Consider the following 20,682-nt stretch of genomic DNA (forward strand, 5'->3'; position numbering starts at 1 on the left):
CTCGTTGTCATAGCATGATATTAGTAGAGCTTATATCCTGGTTTTGAATTACTCAATTGATTCGGGTGGCGCCGGGGCTAGTCTAGTGCCAAACAGGCGCGCATCCGTCGCTTCCTGTCACGGACAGTGGACGTCTGCCCCTCATTCCGACAACGACGAGACGAGACCACCATGAGCAACTCCAGCATCCTGCATTATATCAATGGGCAAATGACCGCCGGCGAGTCCGGCCAGAGCCAGGAGGTCTTCAACCCGGCCACCGGCCAGGTGAGCGGCCGAGTGGCCCTGGCCTCCCGCGCCGACGTGGATACGGCCGTGGCCGCCGCTGCCGCGGCCTTCCCGGCCTGGGCCGATACCCCGCCGATCCGCCGTGCCCGGGTGATGTTCAAGTTCCTGGAGCTGCTCAACGCCCACAAGGATGAACTCGCGGAGGCGATCACCCGGGAGCATGGCAAGGTCTTCACCGACGCCCAGGGCGAGGTGGCCCGCGGCATCGATATCGTCGAGTTCGCCTGCGGCATCCCGCAGCTGCTCAAGGGCGACTACACCGAGCAGGTCAGCACCGGCATCGACAACTGGACGGTGCGCCAGCCGCTCGGCGTGGTGGCCGGCATCACCCCCTTCAACTTCCCGGCCATGGTGCCGATGTGGATGTTCCCGGTGGCCATCGCCGCCGGCAACAGCTTCATCCTCAAGCCGAGCCCGCTGGATCCCAGCGCCTCGCTGCTGATCGCCGACCTGCTCAAGCGGGCCGGGCTGCCGGACGGCGTCTTCAACGTGGTGCAGGGCGACAAGGAGAGCGTCGAGGCGCTGATCGACCATCCCGAGGTGCGCGCGCTCTCCTTCGTGGGCTCCACGCCGATCGCCAACCTGATCTACGAGCGCGGCGCCCACCACGGCAAGCGCGTCCAGGCCCTCGGCGGCGCCAAGAACCACATGGTGGTGATGCCCGATGCCGACCTCGACAAGGCCGTGGATGCGCTGATCGGCGCCGCCTACGGCTCCGCCGGCGAGCGCTGCATGGCGATAAGCGTTGCGGTCCTGGTGGGCGACGTGGCCGACCAGGTGGTACCGCGCCTGGCCGAGCGGGCCCGCGCCCTCAAGGTCAAGAACGGCATGGAGCTCGACGCCGAGATGGGCCCCATCGTCACCGCCCAGGCTCACCAGCGCATCACCAGCTATATCGAGAAAGGCGTTGCCGAGGGTGCCGAACTGGTGGTGGACGGCCGCGACTTCGATGCGGCAAGCGCCGGTGAGGGCTGCGCCGAGGGCTTCTGGATGGGCGGCACCCTGTTCGACCACGTCACCCCGGAGATGACCATCTACAAGGAGGAGATCTTCGGCCCGGTGCTGGTCTGCGTTCGGGTCCCCGACATCGCCACCGCCATCCAGCTGATCAACGACCACGAATTCGGCAACGGCGTGAGCTGCTTCACCGAGAGCGGCAGCGTGGCCCGTGAGTTCGGCCGCCGCATCCAGGTGGGCATGGTGGGCATCAACGTGCCGATCCCGGTGCCCATGGCCTGGCACGGCTTCGGCGGCTGGAAGCGCTCGCTGTTCGGCGACACCCACGCCTACGGCGAGGAGGGGGTGCGCTTCTACACCAAGCAGAAGTCGATCATGCAGCGCTGGTCAGACTCCATCCGCGGCGGCGCCGAGTTCGCTATGCCGACGCATAAATAAGGTTTTTCGCAGGCTAGCGTGAAACTGCCCTGTGGGAGCCCGGGTCCCCCGGGCGAATGGCGCCGCAGGCGCCCCGGCGGTGTTGGTGAGGTTGGCATCTTCCGCCAGGAGTCCTTCGGCCTCCATTCGCCGGGCAAAGCCCAGCTCCCACAAGAAGTTCTCAGCCTCAACCAAGGCTCATGCCAGTTTGCGAAATAAGCAGCACGAGCCACCATTTGCCGCAGTGAGATCACGCCATGGCTGATCAGGAATTCGACTATATCGTGGTGGGGGCCGGCACCGCCGGCTGCCTGCTGGCCAACCGCCTGAGCGCCGATCCGGCCAATCGGGTGCTGCTGATCGAGGCGGGCGGCCGCGACAACTACCACTGGATCCATATCCCGGTGGGCTATCTCTACTGCATCGACAACCCCCGCACCGACTGGCGCTTTCGCACCGAGCCCGACCCGGGGCTCAACGGCCGCTCGCTGATCTACCCGCGGGGCAAGACCCTGGGCGGCTGCTCGAGCATCAACGGGATGCTCTATATCCGCGGCCAGGCCCGCGACTACGACGGCTGGGCCGAGTTCACCGGCGAGTCCGCCTGGCGCTGGGAGAACTGCCTGGCGGACTTCATGAAGCATGAGGACCACCACCGCCTGGATGCGGGGGGCGACGCCGACGCCGCCCATCGCGACTTCCACGGCCACGGCGGCGAGTGGCGGGTCGAGAAGCAGCGCCTCAGCTGGCAGGTGCTCGACGACTTCGCCACCGCAGCGGTGGAGGCTGGCATCCCGCGTACCCGGGACTTCAACCGCGGCGACAACGAGGGGGTCGACTACTTCGAGGTCAACCAGCGCAAGGGATGGCGCTGGAACACCTCCAAGGCCTTCCTGCGCGGGGCTGAGACCCGCGGCAACCTGACCCTCTGGCACTCCAGCCAGGTGCTGGGGCTCGAGCTCCAGCGTGGGGAGAATGGCGAGCCGCGCTGCACCGGCGTGCGCGTCGAGCGGGGCGGCGCCGAGGTCGTGTCCCGTGCGGCCCGCGAGGTGATCCTCGCCGCCGGAGCGATCGGCTCGCCCCAGCTGCTGCAGCTCTCGGGCATCGGCCCGGCGGCGCTGCTCGCCGAGCACGACATCCCGGTGGTGGTAGACCTGCCCGGGGTGGGGGAGAACCTGCAGGACCACCTGCAGATCCGCTCGGTCTATCGCGTCACGGGGGCGAAGACCCTCAATACCATGGCCAACTCCCTGGTGGGCAAGGCGAAGATCGGCCTGGAGTATGCGCTCAAGCGCACCGGGCCCATGAGCATGGCGCCGTCGCAGCTGTGCGCCTTCACCCGCAGCTCCGAGGCCTATGAGCATCCCAATATCGAGTACCACGTCCAGCCGCTGAGCCTGCCGGCCTTCGGGCAGCCCCTGCACGACTTCCCGGCGATCACGGCCAGCGTCTGCAACCTCAATCCCACCAGCCGCGGCACCGTGCGCATCACCAGCCGCGACCCGCGCCAGGCGCCGGCCATCGCCCCCAACTACCTGAGCACTCCGGAGGATCGCAAGGTGGCGGCGGACTCGCTGCGGGTCACCCGGCGCATCGCCGCCCAGCCCGCCTTTGCGAAGTACCAGCCGGAGGAGGTGAAGCCAGGCGTCGAGTTCCAGAGCGACGAGGACCTGGCGCGGCTGGCCGGGGATATCGGCACCACGATCTTCCATCCGGTGGGCACCACCAGGATGGGGCGCGACGACGATCCCATGGCGGTGGTCGACCCACACCTGCGGGTGCGCGGCGTGGCGGGGCTGCGCGTGGTGGATGCCGGGGTGATGCCCACCATCACCAGCGGCAACACCAACTCGCCGACGCTGATGATCGCCGAGAAGGCCGCGGCCTGGATCCTGGCCGGGGAGTAACTTTCTCGTCATCGAAGGCAAATAGTGTTTGACCTGCGCCCGAGAAGGGCGCAAGCTGTGCGCAGTTGGTTAGCAAGTCGAACATCGCAAGTGGTCATCGAAGGCTCATGGCATCGATTTCCCGGTGAAAGGTTTCTTGTTCTACCCACTGCAACTCGGGTATTTCCCGGAAAATCAATTGCTATTAGAGGAATTCGATAATGGCTACCGGTACTGTCAAGTGGTTCAACGACACCAAGGGCTTCGGCTTCATTTCTCCGGACGACAACGGCGACGACCTGTTCGCTCACTTCTCCGAGATCCAGGCTGACGGCTTCAAGACCCTGCAAGACGGCCAGAAGGTTTCCTTCGACGTCACCCAGGGCAAGAAAGGCCTCCAGGCTTCCAACATCAAGGTCATCGGCTAATCGCCAGCTGACACTGATGTGACTCCTTCGGGAGTCGAGAAAGGGCCCGCCACGTGCGGGCCCTTTTGCGTGTGCGCGAGTTGGCCCGTGAGGAGCGTACCGGGGAGCCGGCTCAGGCAGGAAGGTAGGATCGATATGGCCATTTATGGAATAAGAGAAGTTCCACGAAGAACTTTTTAGAATAATCGGCGGGCGGCAGAATAGGGGTACTCTCGTTGACCGGATGCCTGCCATGCCCCTGGACGCCTGGATCTCCCTCGCCGTCGTGATCGCCGTCTTTCCGCTGATGGCCTTCTCGCGGCTCGGGCCGGATATCGTCCTGCTGGGCGCGGTGATCCTGCTGCTGACGCTCGGCATCCTCGAGCCGTCCCAGGCGCTGGGCGGCTTCTCCAGCACTGGCCTGTTCACCGTGGCCTTCATGTATGTGCTGGTCACCGCCATCCGCCAGACCGGCGGCATCGACCTGATCATCCGCCATGTGCTGGGCCGGCCTCGCCGCGAGAGCGGCGCGCTGCTGCGCCTGCTGCTGCCGGTGGCCTCGCTGAGCGGCTTTCTCAACAACACCCCGGTGGTGGCCACCTACATTCCCGCGGTGCTGAGCTGGAGTCGCCGCGTGCGCGTGCCGGCCCACCGCTTGCTGATGCCGCTCAGCTTCGCCTCCATCCTCGGCGGTACCATCACGCTGTTCGGCACCAGCACCAACCTGGTGGTGCACGGCCTGCTGGTGGACCGTTCGCCCGAGCTTGCCATGGGGCTCTTCGATCTCGCCTGGGTGGGCGTGCCGGTGGCGGTGATCGGCCTCGCCTACCTGATCCTGCTGGGGCCGCGGCTGCTGCCGGCGCGGCGCGGCGCGGCGGCGGCCTTCGAGAACCCCCGCGAGTTCACCATCGAGATGGAGGTCGACCCGGAGGGGCCGCTGGTCAATCGCACGGTGGAGGAGGCGGGGCTGCGCCACCTCCAGGAGCTGTTCCTGGTGGAGATCGAGCGCGACGGCAACGTGGTCAGCGTGGTGGGGCCCGGCGAACGGCTCAAGGGCGGCGACCGGCTGGTGTTCGCCGGCACCAGCGAGGGGGCAGTGGAGCTGCAGCAGGTGCGCGGCCTGATGCCGTCGCGCCACGGTGAGTCGAGCCTGGAGAAGGACTTCAAGGAGCGGCGCCTGGTCGAGGCGGTAGTCTCCAGCCAGTGCCAGTTCGTCGGCCAGCGCATCCGCGACGGCCACTTCCGCACCCTCTACGGGGCCGCCGTGCTGGCGGTGTGCCGCGGCGGCGAGCGGGTCGCCGGCAACCTCGGCCAGGTGCGCCTGCAGCCCGCCGACGTGCTGCTGCTGGAGGCACGCCCGCCCTTCATCGAGCGCCATCGCCAGTCGCGGGACTTCCTGCTGATCAGCCAGCTCAACGGGGCGGCACGCCCCGTTCACGAGAAGGCCTGGCTGGCCTGGAGCATCCTGGCCGGCGTGGTGGCCCTGGCCAGCCTCGGGGTGATGAGCATGATGAATGCGGCCATGCTGGGGGCGGCGATGGTGCTGCTGACCGGCTGCTGCTCTGTGGGGGCCGCCAAGCGCGGGCTGGATACCCAGGTGCTGCTGACCATCGCCGCCTCCTTCGGCCTGGGCGCGGCGCTGGAGAGCTCCGGGGCCGCGGCGGCTCTTGCCGGAGGGGCCCTGGCGCTGGCGGATGGCAACCCACTGCTGCTGCTGGTCGGGACCTACCTGCTGGTGGCGCTGCTGACCGAGCTGGTCACCAACAACGCCGCCGCGGTGATCACCTTCCCGGTGGTGATGGCCAGCGCCGAGAGCCTGGGGGTGAACCCGATGCCCTTCGTGGTGGCGGTGATGTTCGCCGCCTCGGCGAGCTTCCTCACGCCTATCGGCTACCAGACCAACCTGATGGTGCACGGGCCCGGAGGCTACCGCTTCGGCGACTTCCTGCGGGTGGGCGGGCTGCTCAACCTGATCACCGCCGCGGTGGCCCTGACGCTGATTCCGCTTATCTGGCCCTTCTGACGGACCCGGCGTCTCGCCGCCGCCATGGCTTTGCGGTAGGGTGTCGGGTCTGATTTCCCCGACCAATGGAAGCCCTCCCCATGAGCCAACCCGGTGAGCTGATCATCGAGCCGAAGGGCGGCAAGCCCGCCGATGCCTGTGTCTTCATCCTGCACGGCCTGGGGGCCGACGGCAGCGACTTCGAGCCGCTGGTGCCGGCCCTCTCGCTGCCGGCCGACGCCAGCGTGCGCTTCATCCTGCCCCATGCGCCGCGCCTGCCGGTGACCATCAACGGCGGCATGGTGATGCCGGCCTGGTACGACATCCTCGAGATGAACCTGGGGCGGCGCGTCGACGAGCGCCAGCTAAAGGCCTCCGCCGAGCGCATCCAGGGCCTGGTGCGCGAGCAGATCGGCCACGGCATCGACAGCCGTCGGATCATCCTGGCCGGCTTCTCCCAGGGCGGGGCGGTGGCCTACCAGGCGGCGCTCTCCTTCGAGCAGCCGCTGGGCGGCCTGCTGGCGCTCTCCACCTACTTCGCCACCGCGGAGAGCATCGCCCTGGCCGAGGCCAACCGCGAACTGCCCGTCGAGGTGCACCACGGCAGCTTCGACCCGGTGGTGCCCGAGGCGCTCGGCCGCGCGGGCTTCGAGCGGGTCAAGTCGCTGGGCTATCCGGCCCACTATCGCCAGTACCCTATGGCCCATGCGGTCTGCCCCCAGCAGGTCGCGGATATCGGTCACTGGCTGAGCCAGCGTCTGTCACGCTGACCCCGGTGGCAGGCCCCTCCGGGCGAGCCCCCAGGCCCCGACCCGGCTCGCCCAAGGTCGCCTCGACACCGTCGGGGCGGCTGGGCAAACTGTGCCGACGACCTTTCGGCATGCCTCCAGGACAGACACCATGAGCACTTCCCCCTTCGCCAATCTCCCCGATGCCCAGGGCTATTTCGGTCGCTTCGGCGGCCAGCTGATTCCGCCGGAGCTCAAGGCGGTGATGGACGAGATCGACGCCGCCTACGAGGAGATCCGCGTTCGCGAGGACTTCCAGCAGGAGCTGGCCAGCCTGCTCGCCGACTACGTGGGCCGGCCCAGCCCGATCTTCCACGCCCGGCGGCTCTCCGAGAAGCTGGGGGGTGCCCAGATCCACCTCAAGCGCGAGGACCTCAACCACACCGGCGCCCACAAGATCAATCACTGCCTGGGCGAGGCGCTGCTGGCCAAGTTCATGGGCAAGACCAAGGTGATCGCCGAGACCGGCGCCGGCCAGCACGGCGTGGCCCTGGCCACCGCCTGTGCCCTGGTGGGCATCCCCTGCGAGATCCACATGGGCCAGGTGGACATCGAGAAGGAGCACCCCAACGTCACCAAGATGAAGATCCTTGGCTGCACCCTGGTGCCGGTGACCCGCGGCACCGCGACCCTCAAGGATGCCGTGGACAGCGCCTTCGAGGAGTACCTCAAGGACCCGCACAACTTCATCTACGCCATCGGTTCGGTGGTGGGGCCGCACCCCTTCCCGAAGATGGTGCGCGATTTCCAGTCGGTCATCGGCCGCGAGTCCCGCGAGCAGTTCCTGGCGCGCCATGGCCGCCTGCCGGACCACGTCACCGCCTGCGTGGGCGGCGGCTCCAACGCCATCGGCATGTTCACCGCCTTCCTCGAGGACGAGGGCGTGCATCTGGTGGGCGTGGAGCCGGCCGGCGAGGGCCTCGATACCCAGCGCCACTCCGCCACCCTGACGCTCGGCAAGCCCGGCGAGATCCATGGCATGGCCTGCTACGTGCTGGAGGATGAGGCCGGCAACCCCATGCCGGTGCACTCCATCGCCTCCGGCCTCGACTACCCGGGCGTGGGCCCCCAGCACAGCTACCTCAAGGAGCAGGGCCGGGTCGACTACCAGAGCGCCAGCGACGAGGAGTGCCTCGAGGCCTTCCTGACCCTCTCCCGGGTCGAGGGCATCATCCCCGCCCTGGAGAGCGCCCACGCGGTGGCCTGGGCCATGCGCGAGGCGCCGAAGCTGCCCGCCGACCAGCACATCCTGGTCAACCTCTCCGGCCGCGGCGACAAGGATGCCGACTACGTGGCGGACAAGCTCGGCCTCTAGGCGCTGCCCCGGCCAAGCGGCATCGGCCATGCGTACAGGTGCCAGGCCACGCATTCTGGGTTAGGGTGGAGGGCGGACTCGGAGAGGTCCCTTCACTTGACGCAGGGAGTGTCGTGGCTTGGGCATGGAGATAGTCAGGCGGACATGGCAGCGCTGGCGGGCCGGAGGCGAGGACGATGCCCCCGGCCTCGACGCGCTGCTGCTCGCGCACTACCCCGGGGCGGTCATGCTGCTCGACGAGCAGGGCGTGGTGTTGCGCGTCAATCCCGACTTCGAGCGCCATGCCGGCCACCCTCCCGACCAGCTCCTCGGTCGTCGGGCGGTGACGCTGGATGCCGACCCCCTGCATGGCGGTTTCGCCCTCGCCCTCGATCACTGCGTCACCCAGCGCCAGGCGTGGCGTGGCGTGCTGCTCTGCCGGCGCGCCGATGGCGCCCTGCGCCACCAGACCACCATGATCCAGCCCCTCGAGGAGCGCCCTGGTGGCCCGCTGCGGCTGCTGGTGATCCAGTATGACGTCACCGGCATGCGCGAGCGGGAGCTCCACGACCGCCAGTTGCTGACGAGGCTCGGGGATACCGTCGCGCGCCTGCCCGGGGCGGTGTTCCGCCTGCGCCAGGATGCGGCCGGCCATCTGGAGCTGCTCTACGCCAGCGAAGGGCTGGTGGCACTGATCGGACAGACCCCCGAGCGGGTGATGGACGATATCGAGAGGCTGCTGGGCCGGGTCATGGCGGAGGATCGACGTCGGCTCGAGGTGGTCCTGGCGCAGTCGGCGGTGAGCCTGGAGCCCTGCCAGCTGGAGCTGCGTCTCGACCTGCCGAGTGGCCTGCGCTGGCTGGAGGCCCGTGCCCGGCCGCAGCGTCGCCGCGACGGCAGCACTCTGTGGGACGGCCTGCTGGTGGAGATCACCGAGCGCAAGCACGAGGAGTTCAAGGTCCGCCGGCTGGTCAGCACCGACATGCTCACCGGGGCGCTGAACAGGCGCGCCTTCTTCGAGCAGGGCGTGGCACTCCAGGCGCGTGCCCAGCGCCACGGCGAGGCCCTGCCCCTGGCGATGCTTGACCTCGACCACTTCAAGACCCTCAACGATACCCACGGCCATGCCGCCGGCGACCTCGCCCTGCAGGCCTTCGCGGCCACCTGCCGCGAGTGCCTGCGCCCCTACGACCTCTTCGCCCGCATCGGCGGAGAGGAGTTCGCCGTGATGCTGGTGGATATCTCGCTCGACGAGGCCTGGCCCATCCTGGAGCGCCTGCGCCGGGCGGTGGAGGAGATCGTCCTGGAGGTCGAGGGGGCGACCATCCGCTTCACGGTCAGCCTGGGCCTGGCGATCCTGCCTCCCGATGGCAGCCTGGAGGGCGCCCTGGGCGATGCCGACCGGGCCCTCTACCGGGCCAAGCACGAGGGGCGCAACCGGATCTGCGGGCCCGGCGACGCCTCGCCGCTCCCCCGCGACGCTGATCCAGCGTGAGGGAGCGGCCTGGCATGCGCCCCGTAAAATGGTCAGGATCTTCGTCATGATATCGACTGCCCTGATTCTCCTGGCGCTGCTCTGCCTGCTGGACCGGCAGCTGGCCCGCGCCTGCCTGGCCTTCATCGCCTTTGCCCTGGTGATGGCCCTCACCTGGTGGCGGCTGGGGGCTCCCTGGCTGGCCGCTGCCGAGGCGCTGCTGGGCGCGCTGCTGTCCGGCGCTGCCCTCTTCCATGCGCTGGGTCGCGCCGGCGACGTGCCGCGCCTGCCCCAGCGGGACACCACGCCGCGCTCCGGCCTCCGGGCGGCGGTGCGTTGGCTCGCCGTCCTGGCCTGGCTGCTGCTTGCCGGCCTGGCGCTGGTGGGTCTGCTCGCCAGCGAGCGGCTCTCCCTGCGCGGGACCGCCATGCCGGCCCTGGTGCCGACGGGGCTCGGGGTGATGGCGCTGGGGCTGTGGGCCTTCGCCCACCATCGCCACCTGCTGCGCCGGCTGCTGGCCTTCAACGTGCTCGGCTCCGGCGTCTTCCTGCTGCTGGCGGGGCTCGCGGGCACTGCTCCCGAGGTGCAGGGGCTGATCCTGGTGGGGCTGACGGTGGCGCTGGTCGGCTCGGTGCTGGGCGCCCTGCTGCTGCGCCGCCTGCATGCCCTGGAGGGCAGCGTGATCCTCGAGCCCGAGGCCGCCCATGAGTGAAGCCGCAAGCCTGCTGCTTTGGCTGACGCTGGCGGCGCCGCTGCCACTGGGCCTGCTGGCCCTCTGGAAACCGCCGTGCCAGATGCGCACGGTGGTGCTGGCCACCGGGGCGCTGCCGCTGGCGACGCTGTGGCTGCTGCCCAGAGCGGGGGAGGGCGCGCTGCACGGCAGCCTGGCGCTGGGTGGGCTCTCGCTGCACTGGCGGCTGGATGCCCTGGCGGCGCTGCTCCTGCTGCTGACCCAGCTGGTGCTGCTGGCCAGCGCCGCCTACGGCGTGGGTCACCGCCGCGCGGCGCTGGCCGCCGACGCGCCCCATGCGCGCTTCTGGCCGCTGTTGGGCGGCCTGGCGTTCGCCCTGGGGGTGATCTGGGTGGCCGCCGACCTGCTGCTGCTCTATGCCGGCCTGGAGCTGATGGGGCTGTGTGCAGTGGGCATGATGCTGCTGCCCGGCAAGGCCGAGGCGATCCGCGCCGGCCTGCGCTACCTGCTCTACGCCCTGGTGGGATCGCTGGCCTGGCTGCTGGGGGTGGCGCTGCTGCTGGGTGCCTGGGGCACCCTGGAGCTGAGCGGCCTGGTCGCGGTGGCCGAGCCCGATGCCACCACCCGCATCGCCATGGCGCTGCTGGCCGGCGGCCTGCTGCTCAAGGCGGCGATCTTCCCGCTGCACGGCTGGCTGGCCCCGGTGCATGCCAGCGCCTGGACCCCGGTCAGCGCCGTGCATGGCGCCTTGGTGGTCAAGGCCTCTTTCTTCATCCTGATCACCCTGTGGCGGCGGCTGCTGCCGGAGGCCGAGGGGGCGGCCTGGGCGCTGGGCCTGCTGGGAGCGGCGGCGGTGCTGTGGGGCGGGCTCAAGGCGTGGCGGGCCGACTCCCTCAAGCAGGTGGTGGCCTGGTCCACGGTGGGCCAGCTCGGCTACCTGATGCTGGCCTTTCCGCTGCTGGCCGGCGTCGCCGCCTCGGTGGCGTCGCTGGCCTGGCAGGCCACCTGGCTGCAGCTGGCCGGCCATGCCCTGGCCAAGGCGGCGATGTTCATGGCCGCCGGTAACCTGCTGTTCTCCACCGGCGCCAGCCGCCTGGTCGACCTGGCCGGCACCAGCCGCCGGCTGCCGCTGTCGCTGATGACCTTCGGAGTGGCCGCGGTGACCCTGATGGGGTTGCCACCCAGCGCCGGCTTCACCGCCAAGTGGCTGCTGCTGCAGGCCTCGCTGGAGGCGGGGCAGTGGCCCTGGGCGGTGGTGCTGGTGCTCGGCACCCTGCTGACCGCCGCCTATGTGTTCCGGGTGCTGCGCTACTCCTTCGTGGAGGAGGCACCGCGCCATGAGTTTCATCCCCTGCCGCGGGGCACCGACCTCACGCCGTTGCTGCTAGCCCTGGCAGCGGTGGGGCTCGGCCTGGTGGCGGAGTGGCCGCTGTCGCTGCTGCGCCAGGGAGGGGTGCCATGAGCGGGGCCTTCTTCCCGGTCGCCACCCTGGCCACGTCGCTCGCGGCGGCGGCGATCATCTTCCTGCTGCCGGAGGGTGCCTTCCGCGCCCGCACCGGGCTCAACCTGGCCGCCGCCGTGCTCAAGATCGGCCTGGTGGCCTGGATGGTGCGTGGCCTCAGCCAGGGGCATGCCTACGCTGTGGAGTTCCCGGTGCTGGAGGGGCTCGCCTTCGTGCTGCGCGCCGACCCCCTGGGCATCATGTTCGCCGGGCTCTCCTCGCTGCTGTGGCTGTTCACCACCATCTATGCTATCGGCTACCTGGAGGACTCGCCCAACCGGCGGCGCTTCTTCGGTTTCTTCAGCCTCTGCGTGGCCAGCACCCTGGGCATCAGCCTGGCCGGCAACCTCTTCACCTTCCTGATCTTCTATGAGCTGCTGACCCTCTCCACCTACCCGCTGGTGGCCCATCGCGGCACCCCCAAGGCGCTGGCCGCGGCCACCCTCTACCTGCGTTTCACGCTGACCGCGGGGCTGGTGCTGATGATCGGCATGGTGGCGCTGCACGCCCTGGCCGGCGATATCCGCTTCGGTCAGCGGGAGATCCTCGCCGAGTTCGGCCCCGAGCAGCGCGGCGTGCTGATCGCCATCTTCTGGGTGCTGATCGCCGGCTTCGGGGTCAAGGCGGGCCTGGTGCCGCTGCACGGCTGGCTGCCCCGGGCCATGGTGGCGCCGGCGCCGGTCAGCGCCCTGCTGCACGCGGTGGCGGTGGTCAAGGCCGGCGCCTTTGGCATCGTGCGCTTGGTCTATGACGTCTATGGCGCCGAGCTCAGCCACGCCCTGGGGCTGCTCACCGGGCTCGCCGTCATCGCCACCGTCACCATCCTCTATGGCTCCGTGCGCGCCCTGGCCCAGGTGGAGCTCAAGCCGCGGCTGGCCTTCTCCACGGTGAGCCAGGTGAGCTACATCGTGCTCGGGATCGGGCTCTTCGGCCCGCTGGGCACCATCGCTGCGCTCTCCCACCTGCTGCACCAGGGGCTGATGAAGATCACGCTGTTCTTCTGCGCCGGCAACTATGCCGAGGAGCTCGGCATCCACCGCATCGATGAGCTCGATGGCGCGGGACGACGCATGCCGCTGACCAGCCTGGCCTTTACCGTCGGCGCCCTGGGGATGATCGGCCTGCCGCCACTGGTGGGCTTTCTCAGCAAGTGGTACCTGGGCACTGGGGCGGTACAGGCCGGGATGTCCTGGGTGATCGCCGTGCTGGTGGCCAGCAGCCTGCTCAACGCGGCCTACTTCCTGCCGATCCTCTACCGGCTGTGGTTCCGGCCCGGCCCGGCCCATGGCGTGGGGGCCTGGCCCGAGGAGCGCCACCTGGGCCGCCTCGAGACGAATGCCTGGCTGCTGCTGCCGGTCATCGCCACGGCGCTGTTCAGCGTGATGGCGGGACTCTTCGCCGGGCTGCCCTACAGCCCGCTGGAGTGGGCGACCCGGGTCGCAAGTCTGGAGTACCTGCCATGAGCCAGGAGATCTTCGCCGTGCTGATGATCGCCGCGCTGCTCTGGCCGCTGCTGCTGGGGTTGCGCCAGCCGCTGATGGCGGCCCTGGCCGGGCGCGACGAGGTGCGTTTCCCGCTCGACCCGCTGTGGGCCACGGCGCCGCTGCCGGCGCTGGCCCTGGCGCTGCTGGGCGGCGACGGTGAGCTGTCGATGGCAGCCTGGCTGCTGGGCGGGGTCTGGGGACTGGACGAGCCGCGTCGGGTGCTGCTGGCGTTCACCGCGCTGCTGTGGCTGCTCGCCGGCTGGTATGCCCGCGGCTATCTGGCCGGGGACGGCGAGCGGGCCACCGCCGGGGACGGCGCGGCGGCCACGCGCCTTGCCCGCTTCGCCGTGCTCTGGCCGCTGACCCTCTCCGGCAACCTGCTGCTGCTGGTGGCCGAGGACATCGCCAGCTTCTACCTGGGCTTCGCGGTGATGACCTTCGCCGCCTACGGCCTGGTGATCCACTCCGGCACCCGGGATGCCCTGACCGGCGGGCGCGCCTACCTGATCATGGCGGTGCTCGGCGAGGGGCTGATCCTGGGCGGCCTGCTGTGGGGCGCCGGCAGCCTGGGAGTGCTGACCCTGGGCGAGCTGCGCGAGGGGCTCGCCACGCTGGAGCAGGGCGCCTGGATCGGCGTGCTGCTGTGGCTCGGTTTCGGGGTCAAGGCCGGCGTGGCGGGCCTGCACCTGTGGCTGCCCCTGGCCCACCCGGTGGCGCCGACGCCGGCCAGCGCCGTACTCAGCGGGGCCATGGTCAAGGCCGGGGTGGTGGGCTGGATGGCGACCCTGCCGCTGGGCGAGCCCGCCGCGGCGGAGGGCTTCGCCTGGCTCGGTCGCGCCATGCTGGCGGTGGGCCTGGCGGGCGCTATCGGCGCCGCCCTGGTGGGCGTCTGCCAGCGCCACCCCAAGGCGGTGCTGGCCTACTCCAGCGTCAGCCAGCTCGGCATGCTGGCCGCCCTGGTGGGGGTGGGGCTCACCGCCCCCGCGCTGTGGCCGGCGCTGGCCCCCGCCGCGGTGCTCTTCGCCGCCCACCACGGGCTCACCAAGGGGGCGCTGTTCCTGGGCGTGGGTATCGCCGAGCATCCGCCGCGGCTGCCGGCCTGGATGCTGGCCCTGCTGCTGGCCGCCCCGGCGCTGTCGCTGGCCGGCGTGCTGGGCTCCGGGCTCGTCACCAAGTGGGCCTTCAAGGAGGTGCTCTACGACGGTGGCTACGCGGGCCTGGTGACCGGGCTCTCCCTGGCGGCGGTGGGCACCACGGCGCTGATGGCGCGCACCCTGTGGTGCCAGTGGCAGGGCGAACGGCAGGCTCGGCGGGACGGGCTGATGCCGCTGGCCGCCCCCATGCCGCTGGCCTGGCTGCTGCTGCTGGCAAGCGCCCTGGCCCTGCCGCTGTGGCTGCCGGCGCTGGGCATGGCGCCGGCCTGGCCGCCGGCGGCGGAGCTCGTGGGCCTCGGATGGCCGGCCCTGCTGGGGTTTGCGCTGTCGCTGCTGGTGGGGTGGCTGGTACATCGTGGGGTGCTGCGGGCGGCCTGGCGGCGTCCGCCGCCGGGGGATCTCTGGTGGCCGCTGGCCCATGGCCTCGACCGGCTTTGGAGGGCCGCCGGGCCCGGTCTGGAGCGGCTGGCCGCACGCAAGGCGGACTGGGTGGCGTGGTGGGTCGGCCTGGAGCGGTCGGCCACCGCGGCGCTGGAGGCGCTGGGCGAGGGGGAGGCGTGGCTGCGTCGCCACGCCGCGCTGCTGATGGTGGTCGTCGCCGTGGGGCTCGCCCTGGTGCTGCTGTTCAGCGCCGCCTGAGGCCGGTAGGGGCCTCAGGCGGTAGCGGGCGGCGGCGTGTCAGAGCAGCTCCTCGCCGGCCAGGGCCAGTCGCGAGCGCTCGACGCTCTTCAGGGTGATATGTCCGGCATGGGGCCAGTCGCGGAAGCGCTGCACCACCGCCGCCATCCCGCAGCTGTTGGCGGTGAGGTAGGGGGTGTCGATCTGGCCGACGTTGCCCAGGCAGACGATCTTGGTGTTGCGCCCGGCCCGGGTGACCAGCGACTTGAGCTGCTTGGGCGTGAAGTTCTGCGCCTCGTCGATGATCAAGAAGGTGTCGTTGAGGGTGCGCCCGCGCATGAAGCCCGGTGAGCGGATCTGCACCCGGGCGCCGAGCAGCTGGCGGGTGGCGCCGTTGTCCCAGCTCGATTCCCCGTTCTCGTCGCGCAGCAGGTTGTCCATGTTGTCGTGGAAGGCGCCCATCCAGGGCGACATCTTCTCCTCCTCGGTGCCGGGCAGAAAGCCGATATCCTCGCTCATGGAGATCGGCGCCCGGGTGAAGACGATGCGCTCGAAGCGCTTGGTGTCCAGGGTCTGCTGGAAGGCGGCGGCCAGGGTCATGAAGGTCTTGCCGGTGCCGGCGCTGCCGGCGATGGTCACCAGGTCGATATCGTCGTCCATCAGCAGGTTGAGGGTGAAGTTCTGCCGGCAGTCGTGGGCGTGAACGCCCCAGACGCTGGCGCCGTGGCGGTAGTTGGTAAGCAGGTCGAGGCGGGCCCGGCTTGTGCTCACCTCGCGCACGATGGCCTCGAAGCCGCCCTCGTCGTCGCTGTCCGCCACCAGCATGCCCGAGTGCCACTCGGGGGGGATCTCGCCGTTGAGGTGGTAGGTCACCCGCTGGCCCTCGCGCTCGACGCTGACGTCCAGCGCCAGGCCGTTCCACAGCTCGCTGCCAGCGTCCGGGTAGACCCGCACCCCCTCCAGCATGGCGTCGCTGTCGTCGTAGGCGCGGTCGTTGAGGTAGTCCTCCACCGGCACGCCCAGGGCGGCGGCCTTGACCCTCAGGTTGATGTCCTTGGTGATCAGGATCACCGAGGCATCCGGGCGCTCCTGGCGCAGCCGGCAGGTCTCGGCGAGGATGCGGTTGTCGGGGTTCTCCTCGAGGGGCTCCAGGGGCCTCAGGTCGGTGTAGCAGAGCAGGCGCAGGCGCCCCTCGGGGCCGTTCAGGCGCGGGATGGGAATGCCGTCGCGGATCTGCTCGAGGCCGACATTGGCGGTGAGGTCTGACAGGGTACGGCTGACCTGGCGGGCGGTGCGGGCAATCTCGCGGACGCCGTTCTTGTGCTTGTCCAGCTCCTCGAGCACGGTCATGGGGATGACCACCTCATGCTCGTCGAACTGGTAGAGGGAGGCGGGGTCGTGCAGCAGGACGTTGGTGTCCAGCACGTAGAGGCGGGTGGCCTTCTTGTCGATGCGTACCATCGGCGCAGCTCTCCTGATTGTCGCGAGCGGGCGTCGTTTATGACGTCCCGATGTCGACACTGTCAGCGCGCCATGTCAGGGAAGTGACAGCCGCCGACGGTGCCGTACAGCGCTTCTGCTCCCTCCTGTGACTCCTTCCTGTAGCCTTCGACAGCGGGCGGGGCGCGGGGTGCGCTCCCGCCTCATGCTGAGCATGGTGCCGCCCGCGTCATGCTGCTGTGCAAAATCAGCCGCTCTTTCAACGTTATCTCAGCGTCACCGTTCCGTATCCTGATAGACGCTCTCCACCTCGAGGGTGGAGCGCTTGCCGAGGTCGGCGAAATTCTCGGTAAGCCACCCTTCGGCGGTGCGGCGCCCCTCGTCGCGCAGGTGGCAGAGGAACGACCACTCGGCGTTCATCTTGCTCGAGACCGAGAGCTTGCCCAGGGTGTCGTCCCCGGCGATGCGGTGGAAGAGGGTGCCGGCGTAGCAGCCGATGTCCACGCCATGGTCGCCCAGCAGGCGCTGGAGCATGGCGATCATGCGCACCTCCTTGATCAGTGACGCGTTGAAGGTGATCTCGTTCAGGCGGTTCATGATCGCCGCGGCGCTGGTGGGCAGCTCCTCGCGGTAGATGGGGTTGATCTGCACGATCACGATGTCCCGGGAGCCGCAGTGCTCCATCAGCGGCATCAGCGAGGGGTTGCCCATGTAGCCGCCATCCCAGTAGGCCTCGCCGTCGATCTCCACCGCCTGGAACACCGTGGGCAGGCAGGCCGAGGCCATCACCGCATCCACGCTCATCTCCTCGCGGGTGAAGATGCGCTGCTTGCCGCTGCGCACGTTAGTGGCGGTCACGAACAGCTTGAGCTCCGGGCAGCGGCGCACCCGCTCAAAGTCGACCCGCTCGGCGAGCAGGTCGCGCAGCGGGTTGAGGTTGAAGGGGTTGAACTGGTAGGGCGAGACCAGCCGGCTCATCAGGTCCATGGCGATGTAGCCCGGCGAGTGGTCGAGGCTCCAGTTGCCGGTGAGCACGTCCAGCGGGGTGCGCCGGATGGGGCTCGTCATGCCGGCGCGGCTTACCGCCTGCCAGAAGTCGTGCAGCGCCTGGCGGGCGGTGTCGCGGTCGCCGCGGGTCAGGGCATCGGCCATCACCACGCCGTTCATGGCCCCGGCGCTGGTGCCGCTGATGCCCTCGATCTCGATACGGGAATCTTCCAGCAGGCGGTCCATCACGCCCCAAGTGAAGGCGCCGTGGGCGCCGCCGCCCTGCAGGGCCAGGTCGATCCGTTTGGTCTCGCTCATCTGTGCTCCTCGTTCATTGCTGAGTCGATCAGCACTCGAATGCGGCAATGCATTATTTCAGCATAACGCTCGGAGCTCCCGGTGGCCATGCATCCAGAGGCTGTCCAGCCGCTGAGTCACTTTCTGATACGTCACTCAAGCCATTGAATCTAAGTCTGATTCTCTGTAGATGGCGATGACGCTGCCGACGGCTGCCTCAGTCTCGCGACACTTCTGATGCCGTTCCGGCCGGCCGATGCCGGCATGCCGGGTGGGGAGATGCCGATGGAGTTGCGAAAAATATTCTGAAAATCAACGAGTTGAAATCATGGCGGGCCGGTCTGGCACGCATCGTGCCTTGTGATGTTCGCTGCGAGCGGGCATCGGCATTCAAGGGTACAGCCAGATGTTGCCTGGACACCTGTTCGCAGTCTTGCCAGCAAGAACAATCCGATCGGAACAGGATAGGGAGAACGATCATGAAAAAGTATCTGGTAATCGCAGGCACGCCCCTGTTGGCCCTGGCCTTCGCCGTCTCGACGGCGCATGCCAACCCGAGCGCCGGCGTGGCGGACAGTGTGGATCAGAACGTGACCTCCTCGGCGACGGCGGTGGGGGGAAGCAGCTCCGGCGGTAACGGTGGGGCAGGCAGTGGCTTCGGTGCCGGAGGCTGGGGCGTAGGCGGCAGTGCCAACGGGGGAATCAACAACGATGACTCCAACGACGATGCCTCTACCGGAGCCAACGGCGGCACCGGTGGCTATGGCGCCGGTGGCTATGGCACCGGGAGCGGTACCGGAGGCGGCGGCGGTAGCGTCGGCCGCGGTGGCGATGCCTGGGCCATGAGCGAGTCCTACAACACCTCCACCAGCGTCATCTCCCTTCAGGAGATGAGCGCCGTGGTCAACGGCGCTGGTATAAGCATCAACGCCGGGGCCGGTGCGGCTGGCGCCGCCGGTGGTGGCGGTGGCTATGCGGCCTCCATCAACCTGGGCGCCGGTTCCGGCGGTGACGGCGGTAACGGCAATGGCGGCACCGGTGGTCAGGCCGTGGCCAATGCCGGCAGCGGCAGTGGCGGCGGCGATGCCGGTGGCATCGGCCTGGGCCTCGGGCTGGCCAACGGTGAGGGCGGGAACACCGATGCCTCCGCCGGCAGCGGTTCCAGCGCGAGTGCCGCCAACCTTGCCGCCATCGGTGAGATCGGCGATGACTTCTCCGATGACGCCTCCAGCGGCTCCTTCTCGGCCGATCAGGCCTCCGGCGCCGACAGCATGGCGAGTGCCACCGGAACCTCCGGGGATGGCGGAGCCGGCACCGGCACCGGCAGCGGGACCGGAAGCGGCATGGCGACCGCCGGCAACGGCGGTGACGGGGGCCATGGCGGCAACGGTGGCAACGCCAGCCTGATGACCGGCGCGGCCAACGTCAACGTGGCGTCCGGGGTGTTCGGTGGCATCAGCAACATGAACGTCTCCACCGGGCTCTACAACGCCCAGGTCGCCGGTACCAACGTGGCGGCACACAGCAACGTCAGCATCGGCAACTGATCCATCGAGACGGGTTTCGGCCCGACAACCGGAAGCCGGCGGCACTGCGCCGCCGGCTTCCGTGGATCTCGAGATACCCTATCCGAGGGGGAACAGATCATGAAGGGGCACGACGTCGAAGCAGTTGAAGCGGGACCTCCGGGGATCTGGCGATGGGCCGTCGCCACCCTGATGGCATCCGTGGCGCTGAGTGCCGCCACGCCCTTGATGGCCGATGGTCAGGGGGGCGAGCCGGTCGGTGGCTTCGCCGCGCTGGAGCAGTTGGATCCCGAGTCGATGGCGTCGACACGGGGGCGGGAGGGCACGGTGATGCATTTCAAGACCGCGCAGAGCATTCAGAACATGCAGGCCATCGTCAGCGATACCCAGGTCTCGGTGGTGAACGGCGACATGGTGTCGGGCAATATCCGCTTCGATAACAATGCCATGGGGAACTACAGCGGCACGGGGATCTTCAGTGCCGTGACCGGTCACGGCAATGCCATCAACAACGCGGTGGGGATCAGCGTCTTCATCTCGGCCGACTAGGCGACGCTGGCGTTTCCGAGACAGGGACATCGTGGGCCATTGAGGGCCCAGGGGAGATCATCATGCCATCAGGGGCTTTCCTGGCACGCAGCGGCCGCCACCGGGTGCGTCGACTCTCCGCCGCGCTGCTGCTCATCGGCACTACCCTTGCCGCGGCGCAGGCTGCAGGGTCCGGCCAGGTCACCATTGCCAGCCACTTCGGCACCTTCCAGGTGGCGGCCAGCAGTCTTCAGGAGATCGGCTGGAAGCGGGTGGTACCCCAGCAGTACGACTTCAGCTGTGGCTCCGCGTCGGTGGCCACCCTGTTGACCTTTCATTACCAGCGGCCCACCACCGAGGCCGAAGTGTTCGAGTGGATGATCCGGGCCGGCGACGCCGAGCAGATCCAGCGGCACGGCTTCTCGATGCTGGACATGAAGCGCTACCTCGACCATCGCGGGCTCGATTCGGACGGCTTTCGCATCTCGCTGGATGACTTCCTGCGTATCGGCGTGCCCGCCATCACCATGGTCGACACGGCCGGCTATCGGCACTTCGTCGTGGTCAAGGGGATCGACAGCCAGCATGTGCTGGTCGGCGATCCCGCCGCGGGGACCCTGGTGGTGCCCCGCGAGCACTTCGAGTCGCTCTGGAACGGCACCGTGCTGGGCGCCAGGGCCGAGCTGGCGGTGGCCCAGCGACACTTCAACCACGAGCGCGACTGGGCCGTGCGGCCGAGCTCTCCCGTGGACCAGGGGGTCCAGAGGACGGGCATCGGGGCCAGCCTGCTCACCCTTCCCGCCAGCAACGAACTGGGGCGCTGAGCCATGATGACGTATCAGCGAAAGGCGCGTGGCGAGCAACAGCCTGTGCTGCCGACCTGCTCAGGGGCAGCCGGTTTTCGCCCAGGCCTGGCGGTCGGGCTGCTGCTCTGCTGCTGGAG

At 69.1% G+C, this 20,682-nt stretch carries 16 protein-coding genes; 14 read left to right on the forward strand and 2 right to left on the reverse strand.

What is annotated here, in order from left to right; all coding sequences use genetic code 11:
• Positions 1-171: 171 nt before the first annotated feature.
• The 11 genes from HIR79_RS06190 (at position 172) to HIR79_RS06240 (ending at position 14,982) form a co-directional block, all read left to right on the forward strand.
• The gene (locus HIR79_RS06190) at positions 172-1,683 is read left to right on the forward strand and encodes a CoA-acylating methylmalonate-semialdehyde dehydrogenase (protein ID WP_169957658.1); all 1,512 of its coding nucleotides are present in this window, start codon (positions 172-174) and stop codon (positions 1,681-1,683) included.
• A 236-nt stretch (positions 1,684-1,919) separates the two neighbouring features.
• A complete protein-coding gene (locus tag HIR79_RS06195; RefSeq protein WP_169957659.1) occupies positions 1,920-3,569 on the forward strand; it encodes a GMC family oxidoreductase in 1,650 nt (549 codons plus the stop codon).
• 200 nt (positions 3,570-3,769) lie between these two features.
• Positions 3,770-3,976 (forward strand): cold-shock protein, encoded by a 207-nt coding sequence (locus HIR79_RS06200; protein ID WP_010629501.1) that lies wholly within the window; start codon positions 3,770-3,772, stop codon positions 3,974-3,976.
• 232 nt (positions 3,977-4,208) lie between these two features.
• The gene (locus HIR79_RS06205; RefSeq protein WP_169957660.1) at positions 4,209-5,978 is read left to right on the forward strand and encodes an SLC13 family permease; all 1,770 of its coding nucleotides are present in this window, start codon (positions 4,209-4,211) and stop codon (positions 5,976-5,978) included.
• 80 nt (positions 5,979-6,058) lie between these two features.
• Positions 6,059-6,727 (forward strand): alpha/beta hydrolase, encoded by a 669-nt coding sequence (locus HIR79_RS06210; protein ID WP_119022719.1) that lies wholly within the window; start codon positions 6,059-6,061, stop codon positions 6,725-6,727.
• 130 nt (positions 6,728-6,857) lie between these two features.
• Positions 6,858-8,060 carry a tryptophan synthase subunit beta gene (gene trpB / locus HIR79_RS06215; protein WP_169957661.1) on the forward strand — a complete coding sequence of 401 codons (1,203 nt, stop codon included), beginning with the start codon at positions 6,858-6,860 and terminating at the stop codon, positions 8,058-8,060.
• 124 nt (positions 8,061-8,184) lie between these two features.
• Entirely contained in the window at positions 8,185-9,534 is a 1,350-nt protein-coding gene (locus HIR79_RS06220) for a GGDEF domain-containing protein (RefSeq protein WP_249322315.1), read from the forward strand.
• A gap of 46 nt (positions 9,535-9,580) precedes the next feature.
• The gene (locus HIR79_RS18360) at positions 9,581-10,225 is read left to right on the forward strand and encodes a hydrogenase subunit MbhD domain-containing protein (RefSeq protein WP_249322268.1); all 645 of its coding nucleotides are present in this window, start codon (positions 9,581-9,583) and stop codon (positions 10,223-10,225) included.
• Positions 10,218-11,666, forward strand: coding sequence for a complex I subunit 5 family protein (locus tag HIR79_RS06230; protein ID WP_169957663.1), 1,449 nt, complete (start codon positions 10,218-10,220; stop codon positions 11,664-11,666). Before HIR79_RS18360 ends, HIR79_RS06230 begins: the two co-directional genes overlap by 8 nt.
• Positions 11,663-13,168, forward strand: a complete 1,506-nt coding sequence (locus HIR79_RS06235; protein WP_169957664.1) for a complex I subunit 5 family protein — start codon at positions 11,663-11,665, stop codon at positions 13,166-13,168. The genes HIR79_RS06230 and HIR79_RS06235 overlap by 4 nt, the downstream gene beginning before the upstream one ends.
• A complete protein-coding gene (locus HIR79_RS06240) occupies positions 13,165-14,982 on the forward strand; it encodes a proton-conducting transporter transmembrane domain-containing protein (protein WP_249322269.1) in 1,818 nt (605 codons plus the stop codon). The genes HIR79_RS06235 and HIR79_RS06240 overlap by 4 nt, the downstream gene beginning before the upstream one ends.
• Before the next feature lie 39 nt (positions 14,983-15,021).
• Here HIR79_RS06240 and HIR79_RS06245 read toward each other — a convergent pair whose 3' ends face one another.
• Positions 15,022-16,422 carry a PhoH family protein gene (locus tag HIR79_RS06245; protein ID WP_169957665.1) on the reverse strand — a complete coding sequence of 467 codons (1,401 nt, stop codon included), beginning with the start codon at positions 16,420-16,422 and terminating at the stop codon, positions 15,022-15,024.
• A gap of 255 nt (positions 16,423-16,677) precedes the next feature.
• Positions 16,678-17,706, reverse strand: coding sequence for a patatin-like phospholipase family protein (locus HIR79_RS06255; RefSeq protein WP_169957667.1), 1,029 nt, complete (start codon positions 17,704-17,706; stop codon positions 16,678-16,680).
• Between the two features lie 458 nt (positions 17,707-18,164).
• On the opposite strand from HIR79_RS06255, the gene HIR79_RS06260 reads away from it, so the two are divergent.
• From HIR79_RS06260 to HIR79_RS06270, 3 genes are all read left to right on the forward strand, one after another.
• Complete coding sequence (locus HIR79_RS06260; RefSeq protein ID WP_169957668.1) at positions 18,165-19,232, forward strand: hypothetical protein; 1,068 nt, start codon at positions 18,165-18,167, stop codon at positions 19,230-19,232.
• A gap of 99 nt (positions 19,233-19,331) precedes the next feature.
• Positions 19,332-19,760, forward strand: coding sequence for a hypothetical protein (locus HIR79_RS06265; RefSeq protein WP_169957669.1), 429 nt, complete (start codon positions 19,332-19,334; stop codon positions 19,758-19,760).
• Positions 19,761-19,822: 62 nt separating this feature from the next.
• A complete protein-coding gene (locus HIR79_RS06270; protein ID WP_169957670.1) occupies positions 19,823-20,563 on the forward strand; it encodes a C39 family peptidase in 741 nt (246 codons plus the stop codon).
• Positions 20,564-20,682: the final 119 nt, after the last annotated feature.

Source organism: Halomonas sp. PGE1 (assembly GCF_013000985.1).
Classification (GTDB): Bacteria; Pseudomonadota; Gammaproteobacteria; order Pseudomonadales; family Halomonadaceae; genus Halomonas; species Halomonas alkalicola.